Annotated in this window: 20 protein-coding genes and 1 pseudogene; all 21 read left to right on the top strand. The window is 49.4% G+C overall.

Annotated elements, in window-relative coordinates; translation table 11 throughout:
- The first annotated feature begins 667 nt into the window (after window positions 1-667).
- The 21 genes and pseudogenes from CPZ25_RS19655 (at window position 668) to CPZ25_RS19565 (ending at window position 21661) form a co-directional block, all read left to right on the top strand.
- Complete coding sequence (locus tag CPZ25_RS19655; protein WP_077711833.1) at window positions 668-1642, top strand: DUF6017 domain-containing protein; 975 nt, start codon at window positions 668-670, stop codon at window positions 1640-1642.
- Window positions 1643-1666: 24 nt separating this feature from the next.
- Window positions 1667-1885 carry a DUF5348 domain-containing protein gene (locus CPZ25_RS19650; RefSeq protein WP_004611927.1) on the top strand — a complete coding sequence of 73 codons (219 nt, stop codon included), beginning with the start codon at window positions 1667-1669 and terminating at the stop codon, window positions 1883-1885.
- A 94-nt stretch (window positions 1886-1979) separates the two neighbouring features.
- Complete coding sequence (locus CPZ25_RS19645; protein WP_021388546.1) at window positions 1980-2462, top strand: PcfB family protein; 483 nt, start codon at window positions 1980-1982, stop codon at window positions 2460-2462.
- Window positions 2459-4249 carry a VirD4-like conjugal transfer protein, CD1115 family gene (locus CPZ25_RS19640; RefSeq protein ID WP_021388547.1) on the top strand — a complete coding sequence of 597 codons (1791 nt, stop codon included), beginning with the start codon at window positions 2459-2461 and terminating at the stop codon, window positions 4247-4249. The genes CPZ25_RS19645 and CPZ25_RS19640 overlap by 4 nt, the downstream gene beginning before the upstream one ends.
- Window positions 4242-4409, top strand: a complete 168-nt coding sequence (locus CPZ25_RS20610; RefSeq protein WP_016729065.1) for a hypothetical protein — start codon at window positions 4242-4244, stop codon at window positions 4407-4409. The genes CPZ25_RS19640 and CPZ25_RS20610 overlap by 8 nt, the downstream gene beginning before the upstream one ends.
- A gap of 19 nt (window positions 4410-4428) precedes the next feature.
- Window positions 4429-4596 (top strand): hypothetical protein, encoded by a 168-nt coding sequence (locus CPZ25_RS20605; protein ID WP_016729064.1) that lies wholly within the window; start codon window positions 4429-4431, stop codon window positions 4594-4596.
- 263 nt (window positions 4597-4859) lie between these two features.
- Window positions 4860-5075, top strand: coding sequence for a Maff2 family protein (locus CPZ25_RS19635; RefSeq protein ID WP_009906233.1), 216 nt, complete (start codon window positions 4860-4862; stop codon window positions 5073-5075).
- Between the two features lie 18 nt (window positions 5076-5093).
- Window positions 5094-5963: a VirB6/TrbL-like conjugal transfer protein, CD1112 family gene (locus CPZ25_RS19630; protein ID WP_032513415.1), complete on the top strand. Its 870-nt coding sequence runs from the start codon at window positions 5094-5096 to the stop codon at window positions 5961-5963.
- Between the two features lie 41 nt (window positions 5964-6004).
- On the top strand, window positions 6005-6409 hold the full coding sequence (locus tag CPZ25_RS19625; RefSeq protein ID WP_021388550.1) for a PrgI family protein: 405 nt from the start codon (window positions 6005-6007) through the stop codon (window positions 6407-6409).
- Window positions 6357-8786 (top strand): VirB4-like conjugal transfer ATPase, CD1110 family, encoded by a 2430-nt coding sequence (locus CPZ25_RS19620; protein ID WP_096920607.1) that lies wholly within the window; start codon window positions 6357-6359, stop codon window positions 8784-8786. The genes CPZ25_RS19625 and CPZ25_RS19620 overlap by 53 nt, the downstream gene beginning before the upstream one ends.
- Window positions 8783-9729, top strand: a pseudogene (locus CPZ25_RS19615) (DNA-methyltransferase). The gene CPZ25_RS19620 and the pseudogene CPZ25_RS19615 overlap by 4 nt, the downstream one beginning before the upstream one ends.
- A gap of 26 nt (window positions 9730-9755) precedes the next feature.
- Window positions 9756-11696 (top strand): C40 family peptidase, encoded by a 1941-nt coding sequence (locus CPZ25_RS19610; RefSeq protein WP_021387103.1) that lies wholly within the window; start codon window positions 9756-9758, stop codon window positions 11694-11696.
- A gap of 31 nt (window positions 11697-11727) precedes the next feature.
- A complete protein-coding gene (locus CPZ25_RS19605) occupies window positions 11728-11997 on the top strand; it encodes a DUF4315 family protein (protein WP_021426977.1) in 270 nt (89 codons plus the stop codon).
- The gene (locus CPZ25_RS19600) at window positions 11987-12715 is read left to right on the top strand and encodes a DUF4366 domain-containing protein (protein ID WP_021388552.1); all 729 of its coding nucleotides are present in this window, start codon (window positions 11987-11989) and stop codon (window positions 12713-12715) included. Before CPZ25_RS19605 ends, CPZ25_RS19600 begins: the two co-directional genes overlap by 11 nt.
- Complete coding sequence (locus tag CPZ25_RS19595) at window positions 12712-12894, top strand: hypothetical protein (RefSeq protein ID WP_032513421.1); 183 nt, start codon at window positions 12712-12714, stop codon at window positions 12892-12894. Before CPZ25_RS19600 ends, CPZ25_RS19595 begins: the two co-directional genes overlap by 4 nt.
- Window positions 12895-12983: 89 nt before the next feature.
- Entirely contained in the window at window positions 12984-13304 is a 321-nt protein-coding gene (locus tag CPZ25_RS19590; RefSeq protein WP_016729340.1) for a TfoX/Sxy family protein, read from the top strand.
- 120 nt (window positions 13305-13424) lie between these two features.
- Window positions 13425-15515 carry a DNA topoisomerase 3 gene (locus CPZ25_RS19585; protein WP_021388553.1) on the top strand — a complete coding sequence of 697 codons (2091 nt, stop codon included), beginning with the start codon at window positions 13425-13427 and terminating at the stop codon, window positions 15513-15515.
- A 241-nt stretch (window positions 15516-15756) separates the two neighbouring features.
- Window positions 15757-20142, top strand: coding sequence for an antirestriction protein ArdA (locus CPZ25_RS19580; RefSeq protein WP_096920608.1), 4386 nt, complete (start codon window positions 15757-15759; stop codon window positions 20140-20142).
- 3 nt (window positions 20143-20145) lie between these two features.
- The gene (locus tag CPZ25_RS19575) at window positions 20146-21090 is read left to right on the top strand and encodes a hypothetical protein (RefSeq protein WP_016728670.1); all 945 of its coding nucleotides are present in this window, start codon (window positions 20146-20148) and stop codon (window positions 21088-21090) included.
- A 2-nt stretch (window positions 21091-21092) separates the two neighbouring features.
- On the top strand, window positions 21093-21299 hold the full coding sequence (locus CPZ25_RS19570; protein WP_032508375.1) for a transposon-transfer assisting family protein: 207 nt from the start codon (window positions 21093-21095) through the stop codon (window positions 21297-21299).
- Window positions 21296-21661, top strand: coding sequence for a cysteine-rich VLP domain-containing protein (locus tag CPZ25_RS19565; protein ID WP_032509131.1), 366 nt, complete (start codon window positions 21296-21298; stop codon window positions 21659-21661). Before CPZ25_RS19570 ends, CPZ25_RS19565 begins: the two co-directional genes overlap by 4 nt.
- Window positions 21662-21743: the final 82 nt, after the last annotated feature.

The following is a 21743-nucleotide window of genomic DNA, read 5'->3' as shown; positions in this document are numbered from 1 at the left end:
AAACTTGTTAATAGTATATACAAATAAAAAACGAAGTAGCCAGCAGTTAGGCATCTATATACAAGTTTTACTGCTCTGCTTGTACTAATGTAATAATCTATTCCCCTTAGAGGTTTTATGTCAATTTTATTATGATGTTGAAGTATCACAACCAGTAGTAAAACTGCTATGATAGTTAGTGGTATTAAAAATAATGGCATATTAATCTCCTTTTTCTATAGATTATATCACTTGTGAAGGGAAATTACGATATGGTTTTGAGATTTATATCAAATTAGTTGATTGTCTTGAAAAATGCTTGATTTACGGGCATATTCGCAGGTTTGCAGATTGATTTTACTACTCATTTACTACTTTTAACGGATTGCGCCTTGATATGCAAAAGCACCTGCGAAGCTGCCGGATAGACCGCTACACCACCTTGCGCGGCACGTCGATAAGAAAAAATAAAATAAGCACCACCTATAAGGCGGCGTTTCTTACTCCTACACAGGAGAACAGGAACGCTGCTTTTTTTATGCCCTCATGTTACGCAGTAAGGGCAAAAGAAGTCTTGATTTATGTGGCTCTTAGAGCGCGGAGATAAGAAAGACAAGGGTTGATACCTTTTCCCTCCAAACCGCGTTTCTACTGCGTAACAAATCCAACGAAAAGGAGTGACGAAGCTATGGCAGTTTTTCGCGTGGAAAAGAACAAAGGTTATACGGTTATGAGCAACCACCATTTACGCAACAAGGAACTTTCCCTAAAGGCAAAGGGCTTGTTATCGCAAATGCTCTCACTTCCCGAAGATTGGGACTACACCCTTGCAGGGCTGTCCCTTATCAACCGGGAAAGTATCGACGCTATCCGCACCGCTGTATGGGAGCTTGAAAAAGCCGGATATATCACAAGGCGGCAGGGACGCGACGAGAAAGGCAAAATGACCGCTATCGAGTACACCATTTACGAACAGCCACAGCCCCCGGCATTGGATTGTCCGATATTGGAAAATCCAACAGCGGATAAGCCGATATTGGAAAATCCGACACCGGATAACCCGACGTCGGAAAATCCAACGCAATTAAATAAAGAACTATTAAAGACTAACTTACCAAACAAAGAAAAATTAAATACAGATATATCAAGTACCCATTCCATTCCTTTCCATTCCCTAAATCCCTCTCCCTTAGAGGACGCGGCACAGCCGCCGGAACGGAAGCGAAAGGAAACGACAGACGCATATAGCGTGTATGAGGAAATCATCAAGGACAATATCGAGTACGACTATCTGATACAGGACAGATACCTTGACAGGGACAGGATAGAGGAAATCCTTGCCCTTATTCTTGAAACCGTCTGCACCAAACGAAGAACAATCCGTATCGCCGGGGACGACCACCCGGCAGAGCTTGTAAAAGCAAAATTTATGAAACTGAACAGCGAACATATCCGCTTTGTACTGGACTGTATGCAGGAAAACACCACCAAAATCCGCAACATCAAGCAGTACATGAAAGCTGCCCTTTTCAATGCCCCGTCTACGATTGGCAGCTATTACACGTCCCTTGTATCTCACGATATGGCAGACGGCACATTTTATGGGAAACCGAAAAAATCCGGCATACCCGATTACACCTGCGACGAGGGCGAAAGCCTGTAAACCAACCCAAAGGAGGATTTTATAATGACACAGAAAACAGGAGCTTTGATTTTTGATGAAACCGCTGACCGCTACGACATTCGCTTTGACGTAAACGACTATTACGGGGGCTTGCATTGCGGCGACTGCATGGAGGTCTTTGTGCGGGGCAAATGGAAGCCTACCCGTATGGAGTATGGGGACAACTGGTATCTTGTGGGTATTCGGGCGGCAGACCTTTCCGGGCTGCGGGTACGGATTTAACAGGGCGTCGTGAAAACGGACGCTCTTTTTTTCATGCCCGCCCCACTTCCCGGCGGCGGGCATACCACCATAGAACACGAAAGGAGGAAACCCATTGCAGGAGGAAACCAACGAAAAGACCATAGCCCTTTACATCAAGACCGGAAAGCTGACGGCGCAGCAGCTCCAAAAGGCTATGAAAGCCCTGCTTGCACAGATGAAAAAGCAGCATGACAAACAGAAAATCCCGCATGGAAAGCAGACTCTAAAGCAGCTTATGAAGCAGAACGCGGGCGTTTCCAACATTGAAATCACAAAGGACAATATCAAAGCCTTTGAGAGTACGGCGAAAAAATACGGGATTGACTTTGCCTTAAAGAAAGACAGCACCGAAACCCCGCCCCGCTATTTGGTGTTTTTCAAGGGACGGGACGCGGACGCACTGACCGCAGCTTTCAAGGAGTTTTCCGCAAAGAAGCTGACGCAGGAACAAAATCCCTCTATCCGCAAACTGATTGTTTCCCTCAAAGAAAAGGCGGCGGCTCTGAACGCACAGCGGGACAAAGTAAAAAACAAAGACAGGGGGATTGCAAGATGAACGCTATCAACTGGAAAAAGCTGCTGCTTCCCAACATTCCCTATCTGCTCTTTGTGTATCTCTTTGATAAAGTCGGGCAGGCGGTACACCTTGCGCCGGGGGCTGACCTGTCCGGCAAGGTGCTGTCGCTTGGGGAGGGCTTTTCCGCTGCCTTTGCAAACCCGCTTCCGAGCCTTGCCCCTATGGATTTACTGATAGGAATTTTAGGCGCGGTACTTATCCGGCTGATTGTCTATGTCAAAGGCAAGAACGCAAAGAAATATCGCAAAGGTGTGGAATACGGCTCTGCCCGTTGGGGGACTGCCGAAGATATTAAGCCCTACACCGACCCGGTATTTCAAAATAACGTGCTGCTGACACAGACGGAACGGCTTAGCATGAACAGCCGCCCGAAGCAGCCGAAGTATGCAAGGAATAAAAATATCCTTGTTATCGGGGGAAGTGGCAGCGGCAAGACGAGATTTTTTGTGAAGCCGAATTTAATGCAAATGCACTCAAGCTACGTTGTAACCGACCCGAAAGGTACGGTTTTAGTCGAGTGCGGGAAGCTCTTACAGCGGGGCGGCTACCGGATAAAAGTGCTGAACACGATTAACTTCAAAAAAAGCATGAAATACAATCCCTTTGCCTATCTCCGCAGCGAGAAAGACATTTTGAAACTGGTAAACACTTTGATTGCCAACACCAAAGGGGACGGGGAAAAAGCCGGGGAAGATTTTTGGGTAAAATCGGAACGGCTCTTTTACTGCGCCCTTATCGGCTACATTTGGTACGAAGCCCCGGAGGAAGAAAAGAACTTCACGACGCTGCTTGAAATGATAAATGCCAGTGAAGCCCGCGAGGACGACCCGGAATTTCAGTCCCCCGTTGACCTCATGTTTGAACGGTTGGAGGAAAAAGACCCGGAACACTTTGCCGTCCGGCAGTATAAGAAATTCCTGTTATCTGCGGGAAAGACAAGAAGCTCTATCCTCATTTCCTGCGGTGCGCGGCTTGCACCCTTTGACATTAAAGAGCTGCGCGACCTTATGGAAACCGACGAAATGGAGCTTGACACCATAGGCGACCGCAAGACCGCCCTGTTTGTCATTATCAGCGATACCGACGATACCTTTAACTTTGTAGTATCAATCCTTTACACGCAGCTTTTCAATCTCCTTTGCGACAAGGCAGATGATGAATACGGCGGCAGGCTGCCCGTCCATGTGCGCTGTCTGTTAGACGAGTTTGCAAATATCGGGCAGATACCGAAGTTTGAAAAGCTCATAGCCACTATCCGAAGCCGGGAAATCTCTGCTTCCATCATTTTGCAGAGCCAGTCGCAGCTAAAGGCGATATACAAAGATAACGCTGATACTATCGTCGGCAACTGCGACACCACTCTTTTCTTGGGCGGCAAGGAGAAAACCACCCTCAAAGAAATGTCCGAAATCTTGGGGAAAGAAACCATTGACAGCTTCAACACTTCCGAGAACCGGGGGCGGGAGGTATCGCATGGGCTGAACTATCAAAAATTAGGTAAGCAGCTTATGACGGAAGATGAAATTGCGGTCATGGACGGCGGGAAATGTATTTTACAGCTACGAGGGGTGCGCCCGTTTTTCTCTGATAAGTACGACATAACAAAGCACCCCAACTATAAATACCTGTCTGACTATGACAAGAAAAATACCTTTGATATGGAGAAGCATTTAAGGCGCAGACCCGCCCTTGTGAAGCCGGACGAAGTATTTGACTACTACGAAATCAGCGAAAGCGATTTGCAGGAGGACACCGACCATGAATAAACGTATCAGAAAGAAAAAGGACAAGAAAATCACAGAAGCCATAAACGGGCTTGTTTTCATTGCCGAGCGACGGGAACAGCAACGGCAGGCAGCTATCCGGCAGTTTGTGAAACGGTGTGAAGCCCTGTATGAGCAGAAACGGGTGCGGCGGGAACTTTGATTTTACGGGAGGTTACACTATGAGCAGACAGAAAACAAAAACTGATGATATACGTCGTGAACATTATTTTACAAAGATGATAGAAAATGCAGAAAACGCTCTGCGGGAGGATTTGCAGGAACGCGGAGGGGAACAGACCCTTTACGTTACCGAGTATATGCAGCGCAGGAGCTATCTTTTGGAATGACGAAAAATGTGTGTTCCCGGCTGAAAAGAAAGGAGGAATTGACGCAGTAACAAAGAAACAGACAACTTACAGAATACGCGCCCCTACTGGAAAATCCATAACGCCCACACTCAAAACTGAATACCGCCGCGCGGCAGACACATAGGCAGCGCGGGGAACCCGCCACAATCCGGCGGGCTTATGACCGCGGCAGTTACAAAACTGACCGCCGTTTTTTATGCCCTTTTATAGGGCAAGCCGCATTTGCGGAAGAAAGGAGCTTTATGGAATTTTTTAACTCTGCTATCGACGTATTACAGACCCTTGTTATCGCACTGGGCGCAGGCTTAGGCATTTGGGGCGTTATCAATCTCTTGGAGGGATATGGAAACGACAATCCGGGTGCGAAAAGTCAAGGCATTAAGCAGCTCATGGCGGGCGGCGGCGTTGCCCTTATCGGCACTATCCTTGTACCGCTTCTTTCCGGTCTGTTCGGATAAAGTTACGGAGGGTAGCCTATGGAGAGCATACTGGAAGCGATTAACGAATGGATAAAAGAAATCCTTATCGGAGCCATTAACGGCAACCTTTCCACTATGTTCGGGGACGTAAACGAAAAAGTAGGCACCATTGCCGCGGAGGTAGGCAAGACCCCGCAGGGGTGGAACGCAAACATTTTCAGCATGATACAAAACCTGTCGGAAAATGTGATTGTACCCATTGCGGGGCTTGTCATTACCTATGTCCTCTGTTATGAGCTTATCAGCATGGTAACGGAAAAAAACAATATGCACGACATAGAAACATTCATGTTCTTTAAGTGGTTTTTCAAAGCCTTTGTTGCCGTTTTCTTGGTAACGCATACCTTTGATATAACAATGGCAGTCTTTGATATGGCGCAGCATATTGTGTCCGGTGCGGCGGGGGTAATCGGCGGCGATACGAATATCGACGTAACCGAAGCCCTTGCCGCCATGCAGGAGGGACTAAAAGATATGGAAATCCCCGAACTACTGTTACTTGTCATGGAAACGAGCCTTGTAAGCCTTTGTATGAAAATCATGTCCGTACTGATAACCGTTATCCTCTACGGCAGAATGATTGAGATATACGCCTACTGTTCAGTTTCCCCTATCCCCTTTGCCACCATGACAAACCGGGAATGGGGACAGATTGGGAACAACTACCTAAAGGGGCTGTTTGCACTGGGCTTTCAAGGCTTCCTCATTATGATATGCGTCGGCATTTACGCAGTTTTGGTAGGCGAAATGGTCTTAGCGGATAACCTGCACAGCGCGATTTTTTCCCTTGCAGCCTATACGGTTATCCTCTGTTTTTCCCTGTTCAAATCCGGCGCACTGGCAAAATCTATTTTTAATGCACATTAACACAGCACACGCGGGCAAGCCCCGCAGAAAGGAGGTTTTTCTTGGCGTATGTACCTGTACCTAAAGACTTATCCAAAGTCAAAACAAAAGTCGCTTTCAATCTGACAAAGCGGCAAATCCTTTGTTTTTCAGTGGCACTTCTTATGGGACTGCCGCTTTTCTTTTTGCTCAAAGACAGCGCAGGGACGAGCCTTGCGGCAATGGCAATGATTGTCGTTATGCTTCCCTGCTTCTTGGTTGCCATGTATGAAAAGCATGGACAGCCCCTTGAAGTGGTTGTAAAGAACATCATTCAGACAAAATTTACCCGTCCCAAAGTGCGACCGTATCAGACGGAAAACCTATATGCACTCTTGGAGAAACAGCGGGCATTAGAAAAGGAGGTATCAGCGATTGTCAAAAGGACAGACAAAAAAGACGCGGGAAGCCGCAGGAAACAGGCGTAAGCTGACCCGCGCGGAAAAGAAACAGATAGCGGCGGTTATCCGGCAGGCAAAGGGGGACGGCAAAGCACACACCGCACAGCAGACCATTCCCTACCTTGCCATGTACCCGGACGGTATCTGCAAAGTGGCACAGCACAAGTATTCAAAGAGCATTGCTTTTGAGGACATCAACTATCAGCTTGCACAGGCAGACGATAAGACCGCCATTTTTGAAAACTGGTGCGATTTTCTCAACTACTTTGACGCAAGCGTGAACGTGCAGCTTTCTTTCATCAATCAAGGCTCACAGCAGGAACAGGCAGCGAGGGCAATCCATATCCCGCCCCAAAATGACGATTTTAATTCTATCCGCACCGAGTATTCCGATATGCTGAAATCGCAGCTTGCCAAAGGGAACAACGGGCTTGTAAAGCACAAGTACATCACGTTTTCCATTGAAGCGGACAATCCGGCGGCAGCAAGGGCGCGCCTTTCCCGTATTGAAACGGACGTACTCAACAACTTCAAGGTGCTTGGGGTATCGGCGCACCCCTTATCCGGCTATGAACGCTTAAAGGTGCTGCATGGGGTATTCCACCCGGCAGGCGAGCCGTTCTCATTCTCTTATGACTGGCTGACCCCGACCGGGCTTACTACAAAGGACTTTATCGCCCCGTCCTCTTTCAAGTTCGGGGAGGGACGCTACTTTGCTATGGGGAAAAAGACGGGGGCGGTATCGTTCCTTGAAATCTTTGCCCCGGAGCTAAACGACCGTATCTTAGCGGATATGTTAGATTTGGAAACAGGCGTAATCGTCAACTTACATATCCGCAGTATCGACCAGTCGGAAGCAATCAAGACCATTAAGCGCAAAATCACTGACCTTGACAAGATGAAGATTGAGGAACAGAAAAAAGCAGTTAGAAGCGGTTATGACATGGATATAATCCCGTCCGACCTTGCCACTTTTGGAAATGAAGCAAAGAATTTATTGCAGGATTTACAGAGCCGCAACGAGCGAATGTTTCTCCTTACGTTCCTTGTGGTAAACATGGCAGACACGAAACGGAAACTGGAAAATGACATTTTCGCGGCGGCGGGCATTGCACAGAAATACAACTGCGCCTTGACCCGTCTTGATTATCAGCAGGAAGCGGGACTAATGTCCTCTATCCCTTTGGGCGAGAACCTTATCCCTATTCAGAGAGGGTTGACGACGAGCAGCACCGCTATTTTTATCCCGTTCATCACGCAGGAGCTATTTCAGACCGGGGCTGCCCTGTATTATGGCTTAAATGCCCTGTCAAACAACATGATACTCTGCGACCGTAAGCAGCTTAAAAACCCGAATGGGCTTATCTTGGGAACACCGGGCAGTGGAAAATCCTTTGCAGCAAAGCGGGAAATCACAAATGCCTTTCTCATTACCGACGACGATATTTTTATCTGCGACCCGGAAGCGGAATATTTTGCCCTTGTAAAACGGCTTGGCGGGCAAGTGATACGCTTATCCCCAACCGGAAAAGGCATGGACGGTACGCCCCAGTATGTGAACCCTATGGATATGAACCTTAATTACAGCGAGGACGACAGCCCCCTTGCACTGAAAAGCGATTTTATCCTTTCCCTCTGCGAGCTTGTCATTGGCGGCAAAGAGGGCTTGCAGCCCGTAGATAAGACGGTTATTGACCGCGCCGTAAGGAATGTGTACCGGGACTATCTTGCTGACCCTGTACCGGAGAAAATGCCTATCTTGGGCGACCTTTACGACGAACTGTTGAAGCAGCCGGAGCCGGAAGCTGCCCGCATTGCGGCGGCATTGGAGCTGTATGTTTCCGGTAGCCTTAACGTATTCAACCACAGAACCAACGTGGAACTGAATAACCGCCTTGTTTGCTTTGATATTAAGCAGCTTGGAAAACAGCTTAAAAAGTTAGGTATGCTCATTGTGCAAGACCAGATATGGAACCGCGTTACCATTAACCGGGCAGAAAAGAAATCTACCCGCTACTATATGGACGAATTTCATCTGCTCTTAAAAGAGGAACAGACCGCCGCTTATAGTGTGGAGATTTGGAAGCGTTTTCGTAAATGGGGCGGCATACCGACAGCCATTACGCAGAACGTCAAAGACCTTTTGGCAAGCCGCGAGGTGGAAAATATCTTTGAAAACAGTGATTTTGTCCTTATGCTCAATCAAGCGCAGGGCGACCGTACTATCCTTGCAAAGCAGCTTAATATTTCCCCGCAGCAGATGAAATACGTTACCCACACCGAAGCAGGCGAGGGACTTATCTTTTATGGGAATGTGGTGCTGCCCTTTGTAGACCATTTCCCGAAAGACACCGAGCTTTACCGCATTATGACGACGAAGCCGGAGGAAGTGAGCAGCCTATGAAAACCGACGTGATTATCAACAGGGACGCGCTTTGTGCCTTAAAAGAGCTGCCCTCTGAAAGCGTCCATTGCTGCGTTACAAGCCCGCCGTACTTTGCGCTGCGGGACTATGGGCTTGACGCACAAATCGGACAGGAGGATACGCCGGAACAGTATATTGACAGGCTGACCTCTGTTTTTCGCGAGCTTTACCGGGTGCTTAGAAAGGACGGTACGTTATGGCTGAATATCGCAGACACCTATTGCGGCACAGGAAATAAAGGCGGCTATGCTGACCCAAAAAACCCAAAGGGACGCACCGGACAGCGGATTGCAAGGAACAGCCGCGTTACCGGCTGCAAACAAAAGGACTTAATCGGTATTCCCTGGCTCTTGGCGTTTTCCCTGCGTGAACAGGGGTGGTATCTACGGAGCGATATTATATGGCAAAAACAAAATCCTATGCCGGAAAGCTGCAAAGACCGCCCTACCCGCTGCTATGAACATATCTTTCTGCTTTCAAAGGAAAAGAAATATTACTATGACGCTGCCGCCATTGCGGAACCCTTAGCACCTACTATCGCAGAGCGCGCAGCACCAACAGCAAATACACACAGGAAATACCCGGACAAGGAAAGGTGCAGGGACTAAACCGACCGCGGGACGGTGGCTACTATGACGACGCGCTCATGCCGACCACGCGGAACAAGCGGGACGTGTGGCTGATTAACACTGTCCCATATAAAGGGGCGCATTTTGCAGCTTTTCCCCCAAAATTAGCGGAAACCTGTATCTTGGCGGGCTGTCCCAAAGGTGGGATTGTCATAGACCCGTTTTTCGGAAGCGGAACCACAGGATTTGCAGCAAAAAGCCTTGACCGCCATTATATCGGGATTGAATTAAATGCAGAGTATTGCGCCCTTGCGAGGGCGCGGATTGGAGGTGCAGGACTATCAAACAATTAAAACCACGCGATAAAATCACACAGAAAATGACCCGCGACGGCGTGGTGGAAGTCAACGAAACACAGCAGACCGCCGAGCGTATCAGCAGCCGGGAAGCAGACAGCGACTTTTCACAGCCGGACAGTGCCGCAGCGGAACGCGTCATAGAACATCTTGACGCAGCACATACCCGAAAGGCAAACAAAAAGGCAGTCAAAAAAGAGCAGGAAGCTACTGCTTTGCGTACTTCCACTTCCCGCTTGCAGTTTACCGAGGAAGAACTTGCCGCCCCGGAACTGGAACGCTATATTGAGAAATCAAACAAAGCCGCTGACCGACTGGACGCGGCAAAGGCAGCTATCCCAAAGCAAAAGAAACTGGTTAAGGAGCGCACCTTTGATGAAGCCACAGGAAAAGCAAAGACCCGCTTACTCTTTGAAAAACAGGAAAAACCGATACCCGGCGGCAAAAAGGGAAACCCGCTGTCCCGCCCTGCACAGGAAGCGGGGATTTTCGTCCACAACAAGATACATTCGGTTGAAAAAGACAATTCCGGCGTTGAGGGGGCGCATAAGTCGGAGGAACTTGCCGAGCGCGGCGCGAAATACGGGGCGCGGAAGTTAAAACAGGGCTACCGCAGCCATAAGCTGAAACCCTACCGGGAAGCAGCGAAGGCAGAAAAGGCAGCATTTAAGGCAAACGTCAACTTCCAGTATCACAAGACCCTGCACGACAACCCGCAGCTTACCTCTAACCCGCTTTCCCGTTTCATGCAGAAACAGCAGATAAAACGCCAGTATGCAAAGGCGGCAAAGAAAGGAGGGGCAAAAGCCGCAGCGGAAGCCACAAGAAAGACGGCGAAGAAAACCGCCGAGGAAACGAGGAAAGCCGCCGCATTTGCGGCAAGACACCCGGCGGGCATTTTGATTGCAGTTGCCGCGCTGCTTCTCTTTATTATGATTTCCGCAGGGCTGTCCTCTTGCGGGGCTATGTTTTCGGGCTTGACTAATGGCGTGCTTGGCACTTCCTACACGTCCGAGGACAGCGACCTTTTGGCAGTTGAAAACAACTATGCTGCATTGGAAAACGGGCTGCAAAGTGAGATTGACAATATCGAAAACACCCACCTCGGCTATGATGAATACCGCTATGACCTTGACAGTATCGGACATAACCCACATGAACTTGCGTCTTACTTGACCGCCCTCTTGCAGAGCTACACCCCGCAGAGCGCACAGGCAGAGCTTGAACGTATCTTTGCCATGCAGTACACCTTGACGCTGACCGAGGAGGTTGAAATACGTTACCGCACCGAAACAAGCACCGACCCAGAAACCGGGGAAACCACCACCGAGGAAGTCCCTTATGAGTATTACATCTTGAATGTGAAACTGACAAACAAGCCGATTTCCGAGCTTGCGGAGGAACTTCTTACGCCACAGCAGCTTGAAATGTTCCATGTCTACTTGGAAACAAGCGGCAACAAACCGCTGATTTTCGGCGGTGGTTCTCCCGACGGAAGCCCGTCCGAGGATTTAAGCGGCGTGGAGTTTGTAAACGGTACGCGCCCCGGAAATCAAGAACTTATGGAGCTTGCAAAGCAGCAAGTCGGAAATGTGGGCGGCTACCCTTACTGGTCTTGGTACGGCTTTAACAGCCGCGTGGAATGGTGCGCCTGTTTTGTATCATGGTGCTACAATCAAGCCGGAAAAAGCGAACCGCGCTTTGCGGGCTGCGAATGGCAGGGTGTCCCTTGGTTTCAGTCAAGGGGACAATGGGGCGCACGCGGCTATGAGAATATCGCACCGGGCGACGCTATCTTTTTCGATTGGGATTTAGACGGCGTTGCCGACCATGTGGGGCTTGTGCTTGGCAGGGACGGCAGCCGCGTCTATACCGTTGAGGGCAATTCCGGCGACGCCTGCAAGATAAAGAGCTATGACCTTAACTATCAATGTATCAAAGGCTACGGGCTGATGAACTGGTAAAGCAGCCCCAAAAAGAAAGGAGAAATGACCTATGGCAAACAATAAAATCGACCGTATCAATAAGGAAATCGCAAAGACCCGCGAGAAAATCACAGAGTATCAGAACAAGTTAAAAGGACTGGAAGCGCAGAAAACCGAAGCGGAAAACCTTGAAATCGTACAGCTTGTACGAGCTATGCGTCTGACCCCGCAGGAACTTAACGCTATGCTGTCCGGCGGCGGTATTCCCGGCATGAACGCCGCACCCGCTACCGAAGCCGCAGACTACGAAGAACAGGAGGAAAATGCAGATGAAGAATAAACTGAAAAAGACCCTGACTGCCCTTTGTGCCGCCCTTATCCTTATGGGCGGTTTTTCTGTCCCTGCCTATGCACAGGGCGCAGCCACAGAGCCGCCCGCAGAGGACGCAACTAATGACAGCGGCGTGATTGTGGAGGAAAAAGAAGAAACGCCGCCCCTTACCCCAAAGGGAAACGCAACACTGGTTGACGATTACGGCGGCAATAAGCAGCTTATCACTGTTACCACCAAAAGCGGCAACTACTTCTATATCCTCATTGACCGCGCCGCCGAGGGGGAACAGACCGTACATTTCCTAAATCAAGTGGACGAAGCCGACCTTATGGCACTGACCGAAAACGGCGAAGCTGCCAAAAAGCCGGAAAGCTGTAACTGTACGGAAAAATGCGAAGCCGGAAAGGTAAACACGTCCTGCCCGGTATGTGTTACCAGTATGACAGGCTGCACAGGCAAAGAACCCACCCCAACACCAACAGAGCAGCCAGAAGAACCGAAAGAAAAAGGTGGCAATCCCGGTGTAGTGCTTGCCTTAGTCCTCTTTGCCCTGCTTGGTGGCGGCGCAGCGTTCTACTACTTTAAGTTTCTAAAGCCGAAGCAGAATGTAAAGGGCGATACCGACCTTGAAGATTTTGAATTTGAGGATTACGACGAGGACGAGCCGGAAACAGATACCGGGGAAACTCCCGAAGATGAAGAAACGGAGGAAGAAACCCTATGACCCTGTTTACCGACAATCCCTTTGAAAAGATGATGATACAGAAACCGAACGGGCGGCGTGATAATGCGCCGCCTGTTCCTTATCCCCCGGCTTGCACTTCCTGTCCTTACAAGGGACAGTCCCCTTGTGTGGGGTACTGTATCAGAAAACTGGAAACCAAACGACAGACGGAACGATAAAAAGATGTACTTGCGATATGGAATATGATATAATTGTTCCAACCATAGGAAATGACAGAGTTAAACAAATAAGAATTTGAGGTGGAAATATGGCATCAAGCAAGGAATACTTAGAGTTTATTTTAGGGCAGCTATCTGAGTTAGAAGAAATTACTTATCGAGCTATGATAGGAGAATTTATTATTTATTATCGTGGCAAGATTGTAGGCGGTATCTATGATGATAGATTACTTGTTAAACCAGTAAAATCGGCAATTAGTTATATGCCGACAGCTCCGTATGAATTACCCTATGAGGGAGCAAAAGAGATGTTGTTGGTAGATGAAGTTGATAATAAGGAATTTTTGACAGGCTTGTTTCATGCAATGTATGATGAACTGCCAGCCCCAAAACCGAAAAAGAAGAAATAAACAACTTCCGGTTTGTCAAATTATTTTACTATTTCATATCGCACAATTTTATACAATCACTTGTAGGAGCAATCGAAAAATCGGTTGCTCTTTTCTTTTACCCGAAAGGAGGATTTATCATTGATTTTAGTTATCGCAGAAAAGCCCAGTGTAGCGCAGACAATAGCTGCCGTACTTGGGGCAAAGGAAAAGAAAGACGGATTTCTCACAGGAAGCGGCTATATCGTTTCTTGGTGCGTGGGACATTTGGTAGGGCTTGCGGAAGCTGCCGCCTACGGGGAACAGTATAAAAAGTGGAGCTATGACAGCTTACCGATTTTGCCGCAGGAATGGAAGTACACCGTTGCGGCTGACAAGGAAAAGCAATTCAAGACCTTAAAGGAGCTTATACACCGGGCAGATGTTTCCGAAGTCGTCAATGCCTGCGACGCAGGGCGCGAGGGTGAACTCATTTTCCGTTTTGTTTATGAAATGGCGGGCTGCAAGAAACCTATGCGCCGCCTTTGGATTTCCTCTATGGAGGACAGCGCAATCAAAGAGGGCTTTTCCCGTCTGAAGAACGGCGAGGAATACGACGCGCTCTTTGCTTCCGCATTATGCAGGGCAAAGGCTGACTGGTTAATTGGTATCAATGCCACCCGCCTTTTCTCTGTCCTTTACAATCATACCTTGAACGTGGGGCGCGTACAGACCCCGACCTTAAAAATGCTTGTTGACCGGGACGCAGCGATTACCACTTTCAAGAAAGAAAAATACTACCATGTGCGCCTTGCCTTATCCGGCGCGGAAGCTGCAAGTGAAAGAATTTCAGATAAGGCAGAAGCCGACGCATTAAAAACGACTTGCGAAGCATCGCGGACAGTCTGTACTTCCCTTGTGAAAGAGAAAAAGACCGCAGCCCCGCCGAAGCTCTTTGACCTTACTTCTTTACAGAGGGAAGCAAACCGCCTGTTCGGTTATACCGCAAAGCAGACCCTTGACCTTGCACAAGCCCTGTATGAAAAGCGTTTGCTTACTTATCCGAGAACCGACAGCGCATTTCTAACCGACGACATGGGCGACACAGCGGCGGGCATTATCAAGCTGCTTTGTGGGAAATTTTCTTTTATGGCGGGAAAAGACTTCACGCCGGAGCTTGCAAAGGTGCTGAACAGTAAAAAGGTATCAGACCACCATGCCATTATCCCGACTATGGAGCTTTCAAAGACCGACCTTGCTGCGCTGCCGGAAAGCGAAAGGAATATCCTTACCCTTGCCGGGGCGCGTCTGCTCATGGCGACCGCCGCACCGCATACCTTTGAAGCGGTTACGGCAATCTTTGAATGTGCCGGACAGTCCTTTACCGCAAGGGGAAAAAGGGTACTGTCCGACGGGTGGAAAGAACTTGACCGCCGCTATCGGGCAGCCTTAAAGAACAAGCCCGAAACGGACGACGCAGACAGCGACACAGAAAAGACCCTGCCGCCATTTACCGAGGGACAGACCTTTGAAAATTCGGCGGCAACGGTAACGGAGCATGACACAACACCGCCAAAACCTCACAACGAAGCGTCGCTGCTCTCTGCTATGGAGCGCGCCGGAAGCGAGGACACCGACCCGGACGCAGAACGCAAAGGGCTTGGAACTCCCGCCACCCGCGCCGCCGTCATTGAAAAACTGGTAAAGGGCGGTTTTGTGGAGCGAAAAGGCAAGCAGCTACTTCCCACAAAGGACGGTATCAACCTTGTGTGCGTCCTGCCGGACACCTTGACAAGCCCGCAGCTTACCGCAGAATGGGAAAACAATCTGACGCAGATTGCAAAAGGCAAGGCAGAACCCGCCGCATTTATGGAGGGTATCGAGGATATGGCGCGGGAATTGGTAAAGACCTATCCGTTTCTTTCCGAAGCTGACAAGGGGCGTTTCAAAGAGGAAAAGCCGGAGCTTGGGAAATGTCCCCGCTGCGGTTCTCCTGTCTATGAGGGAAAGAAAAACTACTATTGCAGTAATAAGGAATGTATCTTTACCATGTGGAAAAATGACCGTTTCTTTGAAGAACGAAAAGTAACCTTTACCCCAAAGATTGCCGCTGCACTCTTAAAATCCGGCAAGGTAAATGTGAAAAAGCTCTATTCCCCAAAGACGGGCAAAACCTACGACGGAACTATCGTATTGGCTGATACGGGCGGGAAATATGTCAACTACCGCATTGAACTACCGAAGAAAAAATAACTGAATAGCAAGCATAGGAAAAGAGTACCCTTTTCCGTAAAATCCCTGCTTTCTCTACCGAGAACGGCGGGGATTTTTGCTTGTTGGGAAGTGTCCCAAACCCTCTGTTTTGTGGAGGGTTTTACCCTCTGAAATCTTGAAAAAATCTATAAAATCTTTGGCAAAAACGCGGGCGCGGGGTACTGAATGATGAAACCGGAACATGCAGCGTCCGCGCTGCCCTTTGGAAAGGAGGTTACACATGGCAAGTTTACGGGACACCGTAAAGGACTATCAAGAAGAATTACGGGACGGTATCGCTTGGGTGACGTTTTGGAAAACGGGACGTTCTTGGAACGCCGAATATTTCCACCTTGAAATGGGCGACTACCTTTACCCGGAGGACAGAAGCCGCATGGAAGAAATCAAGCAGGCTGACCCTGCCGCCGTTGTGGTAAACGGCTATTATTCCGGCTATCTTGGCGAGGACAGGAACCTTGACGAACTGACCGCCGGGGTGCGTCGCCACTACGAAAACGGATATAGCAATATCGGGGAATTTATCGAAGCCCACGACGACAGGCTGCCGCCGGAGCTTATCGAGGAAGCAAGAGCCGCCGCCCACGCTGCGGGGCTGCCTTTCTCTGAAAAAGCCTACCGGGACGGCGAAGAACCCGACCCCTATCTATTTGACGGGAGCATGAGCATAGAGGACTACGAACTTATGCACCGCATGATTGAAAACGAAAGGAGTGAACGCATGGCAGAAACGATTTTAAGCGGGTATCTTTCTAATCTTGGAAAGTACACCGAGGGCAGACCTGCGGGCGAATGGGTATCATTCCCCACGACTGCCGAGCATTTGAAAGAAGTCTTTGACCGTATCGGGATAGACGGCAAAAACTACGGGGAACTGCATATCACAGAATACCAGTCCTCTATTGCAGGACTGGCAGGGAAATTGACCGAGCTTGAAAGCCTTGACGAACTGAACTATTTGAGCGAACTTTTGAAAATGCAGTTTGACGACGACCGGGAAAAATTTGCTGCGGCTATCACATACGGCGACCATACAAGGGACTTGCAGGACATTATAAACCTTGCACAAAACCTTGACTGTTACTGGATTTATCCGTCCGTAAAAACCGAGGAAGATTACGGGCATTATCTGATTGAAGAACTGGACGAGTTGGAGCTGCCGGAAGAAGCAAAAAATTATTTCATGTATGAGGAATACGGGCGGGACGCTGCTATCAATGACGGGGGCAGATTTACCGAGCAGGGATATATCTACAACAACCGCAACACCTTTACACAGTGGTATGACGGGCGCGACGTGCCGGAGGAATACCGGGTAACGCCGCAGCCGCAGGAACAGGCAGACCTTGACGCTGCCGCAGCCATACCGACCACTGCCACAGAGCAGCCCCCGGTTCTCCCGATTATCCTATCTTCCGAAAAGCCCGCCGACAAAATGAAAGAGATTACCGACCGACTGGAACAGGGCATTTTGGGGATTTATGAAAGCGACCGTTACGCCGACTATCTGCGTACTATGTCTAAATTCCATGATTACAGCCTAAACAATACAATCCTTATCGCCATGCAGGGCGGCAACCTTGTAAAAGGCTATAAACAATGGGAAAAGGAATTTGACCGCCATGTAAAGCCGGGAGAAAAAGCTATCAAGATACTTGCGCCCGCGCCCTTTACCGTTAAGAAACAGGTGGAAAAAATCGACCCGGACACGCAAAAGCCTGTTTTCGATAAGAACGGGAAAGCCGTTACCGAGGAAAAGGAAATCCAAATCCCCGCCTTTCGTGTGGTATCTGTTTTTGACGTGTCGCAGACCGAGGGTAAGGAGTTGCCCGACCTTGGGATAAAGGAGCTTACGGGCGACGTGGAACAGTATCAGGATTTTTTCGCTGCCCTTGAAAGGACTTCCCCGTTTGCTATGGGATTTGAAGCACTAAGCGGCGGCGTAAAAGGACGCTGCAATTATGAGGAAAAGCGTATCTCTATCAACGAGGGTATGGACGAATTGCAGAACATCAAGACCGCAATCCATGAAATCGCCCATGCAACACTCCATGACATAGACAAAGACGCGCCGGAACGTCCCGACCGCCGCACCCGCGAGGTACAGGCGGAAAGCGTTGCCTATGCGGTCTGTCAACATTACGGGCTTGATACGTCCGACTATTCTTTTGGGTATATCGCCGGGTGGAGCAGCGGAAAAGAACTTGCAGAACTGAAAGGCTCTCTTGAAACAATCCGCAGCACCGCCGCAAGTCTGATTGATACCATAGACGGACATTTTGCAGAAATCCAAAAGGCACAGGATAAGGAACAGACCACCGAACAGGCACAGACCCCACAGGAAGCTACCATACAGCCCGAAGCAGAAGCAGCCGCGCCGGAGCTTCCCGAAGAAACAGCCCCGGTACAGGAAAAAGAAGCACAGACCGAGCCGGAAGCTGATACAGGCGCAAACAGCGAAGCACCGCAGACTACACAGCCGGGACAGGCAGCCCCCGCCGCACCTTATTACACAATCAATGAAGCTGCCGCCAAACGTGCAAAGGATATGAACAGCTTTTCTGATTATAAGCAAGGCAGCGCGACGGCTGAATACAGGCACTATGTAGATGAAGCCGTACAGCTTGCAGAAAGGCAGAAACAACGGGTAGACCCGATGTACCATGAGAAAATCGACAGCCTGCTTGACACTTACGCCCGGAAACTGGCGGCGAACATGAACAAAGGCTATGAGATTGACGCGCGTGTTCCCTCTATCCTCATTGCGGGCGGCTCTAACTTCCCCACAAGGAAGAAAGAAAAGCAGAACGCAGCCCGCGACAGCAATTACCGGGAATGGCAGGACATACAAGGACTTCTTGATAAAATCCGCAGCACCGGCATGGGCGGTATCAGCGCAGACGACCCGCAGGCAGTACAGAAGTTGGAGAAGAAACTGGAAAACCTTGAAAAATCGCAGGAAACCATGAAAGCCGTAAACGCCTACTACCGCAAGCATAAGACCCTTGACGGCTGCCCGCATTTGTCGCCGGAACAGCTTGAAAAACTGAAAGCAGACATGGCGAGCAGTTGGCATTTGGGGGACAAGCCTTTTGCGACTTGGGCGTTATCCAACAACAGCGCAGAAATCAGGCGCGTAAAAGACCGTATCAAATCCCTTTCACAGCAAAAGGAAATCGGTTTTGTGGGTTGGGAATTTGACGGCGGCAAGGTGGAAGCAAACACCGAAGCGAACCGTCTGCAAATCTTCTTTGAAGATAAGCCGGACGAAGCCACGCGGGAAGCCTTAAAAAGTAATGGCTTCCGTTGGTCGCCCAAAGCAGGGGCATGGCAGCGGCAGCTTACCAGTAACGCCTACTATGCGGCTGATTATATCAAGGCGATTGCACCCTTTACCGGGGAAAAGCCTACCGAGATACAGCGGGCGCATATCCGGGCGCAAAAAGAAGCGGCGCAGAAAAAGCCCGAACAGGAAGCCATTTACAAGGTACACGCAAATCCCCGCAGCGACAGCAGGGACAACCTGTATCTGCTGCAAGCCTACATTCCGCAGGAGGACGGGAAAGCAAAGATAGGCGACGTTTTGTATATCGGAACGCCGGAGAAATGCCGAGAGCTTATGGCGCAGCTTACCGCCGGGGAGCTGACACAGGGAGAAGTCAAGGAGCTTTACGCAAAGACGCAGACCGCCGCGCCGGAAATCCCTATGCCAGACCCTACAATCAGCGTCAAGGATATGCAGGAATACGGCTATGCTTGGGACGGTATGCTTCCGCTTCAGCAGGAAGCCGCTGAACGCCTTTTCCATGAGGATATGTCCGTTTATCTTCTCTATGAGGACGGCACAGAGGGGCTTGTTGATACCTTGGAGGATTTACAGGCACACGCACAAAAAGGCGGCTTGTTCGGCGTGGAAAAGGAAACATGGGAAGCCCTGCGGGAGTACAACGCCATGAAGCAAGAACTACGGGAAAGCGAGCCATCAAGGGAAGCTCTCTTACTCTATGGGAACGAGGACACTTTCGGAATTTATCAGCTAAAGAACGGCAAAGAAACGCGGGACTTGCGCTTTGAGCCTTACGACCGCATACAGGCGGCGGGAAACAGCATTGACAGAGGCAATTATGAGCTTATCTATACCGCACCCCTTACGCCGGGAATGTCCCTTGAAGATATTTACACCCGCTTCAATATCGACCACCCGAAAGATTTTAAGGGACACAGCCTTTCCGTTTCCGACGTGGTGGTGCTTCATCAGAACGGGCAGGACACCGCCCACTATGTAGACAGCTTGGGGTATAAGGACGTGCCAGAGTTTTTGCAGCCGAAAAACTATTTGAAAGCTGCCGAGCAGACCACCGAGCAAAATTACAACATGATTGACGGGCAGATAAACAACACCCCGACCGCTGCGGAACTGGAAGAAAAAGCAAAAGCCGGAGGACAGATTTCCCTTGCAGAATACGCCGAAGCATTGAAAACCGATAAGGAACGTGGCAAGCCTGCCAAACAGGAAAAGCCCTCTATCCGGGCGCAGCTTAAAGCAGCGAAAGAACAGACACCAAAGAAACAGGCAAGACAGAAAACACAGGATTTGGAAAGGAGCTGACCTATGAAGTTACAAAAATTTGAAAATGTGGACGTTATCGCTTCCCTTGAAGCCATAATGAAACAGAATACCGCTTTTTATCAGAGCGATTTTGACATAGACAAACAGATTTTGCAGAAAGCGGCGGTAAGCCCTGTCCCGGAGGACAAACGGCTTTTGTGGTTTTCCCGCCCGTCCGGGACGTGCTGCTTCCGGGAACGGGACGTTTTTCTAAAGGACACAAGGCAGCATAATACATGGCGGTTTTACGGGGAACAGACCCGCGATACTATCCTTGCCTATGCGGTGGAACTGACAGGCACAGAGCAGGAAAAAATCAAGGGCAATCTTTATGAACTGGATTATTTGCAGCATTTCCGGGAAGTAATCGAAAAATCAATCCCTGCCGACAACTACACGCTGATTTATGAGCATGGGGAGCTGACAAAACCTGCCGGACAATATTTTGACGGGAACACTGACCCGCAGCTTGGAAAGTTTATACGTTTTGAAGCACAGCCAAACGACCCGGAAGCCTTAAAAAGCATTTTGAGGGAACAGCAGAAAAAACGAACACCGCATACGCAGGGGGATTTTCAGTTACATATCGCCGCCCTGCATGACAGACGGATTGAAGCAGAAGCCCGCCGGATTGTGGAAAATGTAAAAGGGCTTGGAGAACCGGACAGCCCCGAAAAGACCCATTGTGCGGTAGAACTTTCTCCCTACTTTGTTCCACTGGCAACGGATAAGGATATGGAACGGCTGCTTTCCATGCTCCCTTACAAAAGCCTTTCCTTTTCTACGTTGGAGGGCAGGCATGGCGTTTATGCGCTGATAGATAAAAGCGAGAGGAATAAAGAGATGAAAAAGTCCCGTCCCTCTGTCCGGGCGCAGTTACAAACAGAAAAATCCCCAAAACTCCCGAAAAAGACAGCAAAATCAAAACATCACGAATTGGAGGTATGAGCATGATTAGACTGACCGTTGAAGAAATGAACCTGTTGAGTATTTACCATGAGGGAAGCAAGGCACAGCTTATGGAAAATATGACGACTGCGCTACCATTCATGGACGAGGATATGCGTCCCTTTGCAGAACGCACCTTACAGAAAATTTCCCCACTAACAGAAAACGAGTATGCGGAGCTTTCCATTTTCGCCGCTGATGAAGTATGACCGGGAGTAAGCGGCTCACGCCGCCACAGAGCCGGAAAGTCAACAGCCTTGTAAAAAAGGAGTGCTGCAACTGCGAGCGCGGACACTGTATCTTATTGGACGACGGGGAGGAATGTGTCTGCCCGCAGCTTATTTCCTATTCACTTCTATGCAAGTGGTTTCAGACCGCCGTACTTCCCCTTGATAAGTTGCTCTATGCAGAGCTTTTCAAGACCGAGGATAAAAAGCGTTGTACCGAGTGCGGCACGTTCTTTGTATCAAAATCAAACAGCGTCAAATACTGCCCGGACTGCCGGAAACGGATTACCCGCAGACAGGCAGCGGAACGCATGAGGAAACGACGCGCGGCGGTTACGCAATAAGGGCGAAAAAAGCCTTGATTTACAGGGCATAAACGGCGTGAAACTGGCATAGGCGATACAGAATACCTTTTCCCTTGAAATC

This window comes from Eubacterium maltosivorans (genome assembly GCF_002441855.2).
In the GTDB taxonomy this organism is placed as follows: domain Bacteria; phylum Bacillota; class Clostridia; order Eubacteriales; family Eubacteriaceae; genus Eubacterium; species Eubacterium maltosivorans.
This window is presented reverse-complemented; position numbering and strand designations above follow the sequence as displayed.

What these genes read in the sequence shown, in the direction of transcription:
- CPZ25_RS19575 (WP_016728670.1), top strand. Translation starts at nt 20,146, where the DNA reads ATGAAGTTACAAAAATTTGAAAATGTGGACGTTATCGCTTCCCTTGAA.
- CPZ25_RS20605 (WP_016729064.1), top strand. Translation starts at nt 4,429, where the DNA reads ATGAGCAGACAGAAAACAAAAACTGATGATATACGTCGTGAACATTAT.
- CPZ25_RS19635 (WP_009906233.1), top strand. Translation starts at nt 4,860, where the DNA reads ATGGAATTTTTTAACTCTGCTATCGACGTATTACAGACCCTTGTTATC.
- CPZ25_RS19565 (WP_032509131.1), top strand. Translation starts at nt 21,296, where the DNA reads ATGACCGGGAGTAAGCGGCTCACGCCGCCACAGAGCCGGAAAGTCAAC.
- CPZ25_RS19605 (WP_021426977.1), top strand. Translation starts at nt 11,728, where the DNA reads ATGGCAAACAATAAAATCGACCGTATCAATAAGGAAATCGCAAAGACC.
- CPZ25_RS19595 (WP_032513421.1), top strand. Translation starts at nt 12,712, where the DNA reads ATGACCCTGTTTACCGACAATCCCTTTGAAAAGATGATGATACAGAAA.
- CPZ25_RS19655 (WP_077711833.1), top strand. Translation starts at nt 668, where the DNA reads ATGGCAGTTTTTCGCGTGGAAAAGAACAAAGGTTATACGGTTATGAGC.
- CPZ25_RS19650 (WP_004611927.1), top strand. Translation starts at nt 1,667, where the DNA reads ATGACACAGAAAACAGGAGCTTTGATTTTTGATGAAACCGCTGACCGC.
- CPZ25_RS19640 (WP_021388547.1), top strand. Translation starts at nt 2,459, where the DNA reads ATGAACGCTATCAACTGGAAAAAGCTGCTGCTTCCCAACATTCCCTAT.
- CPZ25_RS19570 (WP_032508375.1), top strand. Translation starts at nt 21,093, where the DNA reads ATGATTAGACTGACCGTTGAAGAAATGAACCTGTTGAGTATTTACCAT.
- CPZ25_RS19600 (WP_021388552.1), top strand. Translation starts at nt 11,987, where the DNA reads ATGAAGAATAAACTGAAAAAGACCCTGACTGCCCTTTGTGCCGCCCTT.
- CPZ25_RS19580 (WP_096920608.1), top strand. Translation starts at nt 15,757, where the DNA reads ATGGCAAGTTTACGGGACACCGTAAAGGACTATCAAGAAGAATTACGG.
- CPZ25_RS19610 (WP_021387103.1), top strand. Translation starts at nt 9,756, where the DNA reads ATGACCCGCGACGGCGTGGTGGAAGTCAACGAAACACAGCAGACCGCC.
- CPZ25_RS19630 (WP_032513415.1), top strand. Translation starts at nt 5,094, where the DNA reads ATGGAGAGCATACTGGAAGCGATTAACGAATGGATAAAAGAAATCCTT.
- CPZ25_RS19590 (WP_016729340.1), top strand. Translation starts at nt 12,984, where the DNA reads ATGGCATCAAGCAAGGAATACTTAGAGTTTATTTTAGGGCAGCTATCT.
- CPZ25_RS20610 (WP_016729065.1), top strand. Translation starts at nt 4,242, where the DNA reads ATGAATAAACGTATCAGAAAGAAAAAGGACAAGAAAATCACAGAAGCC.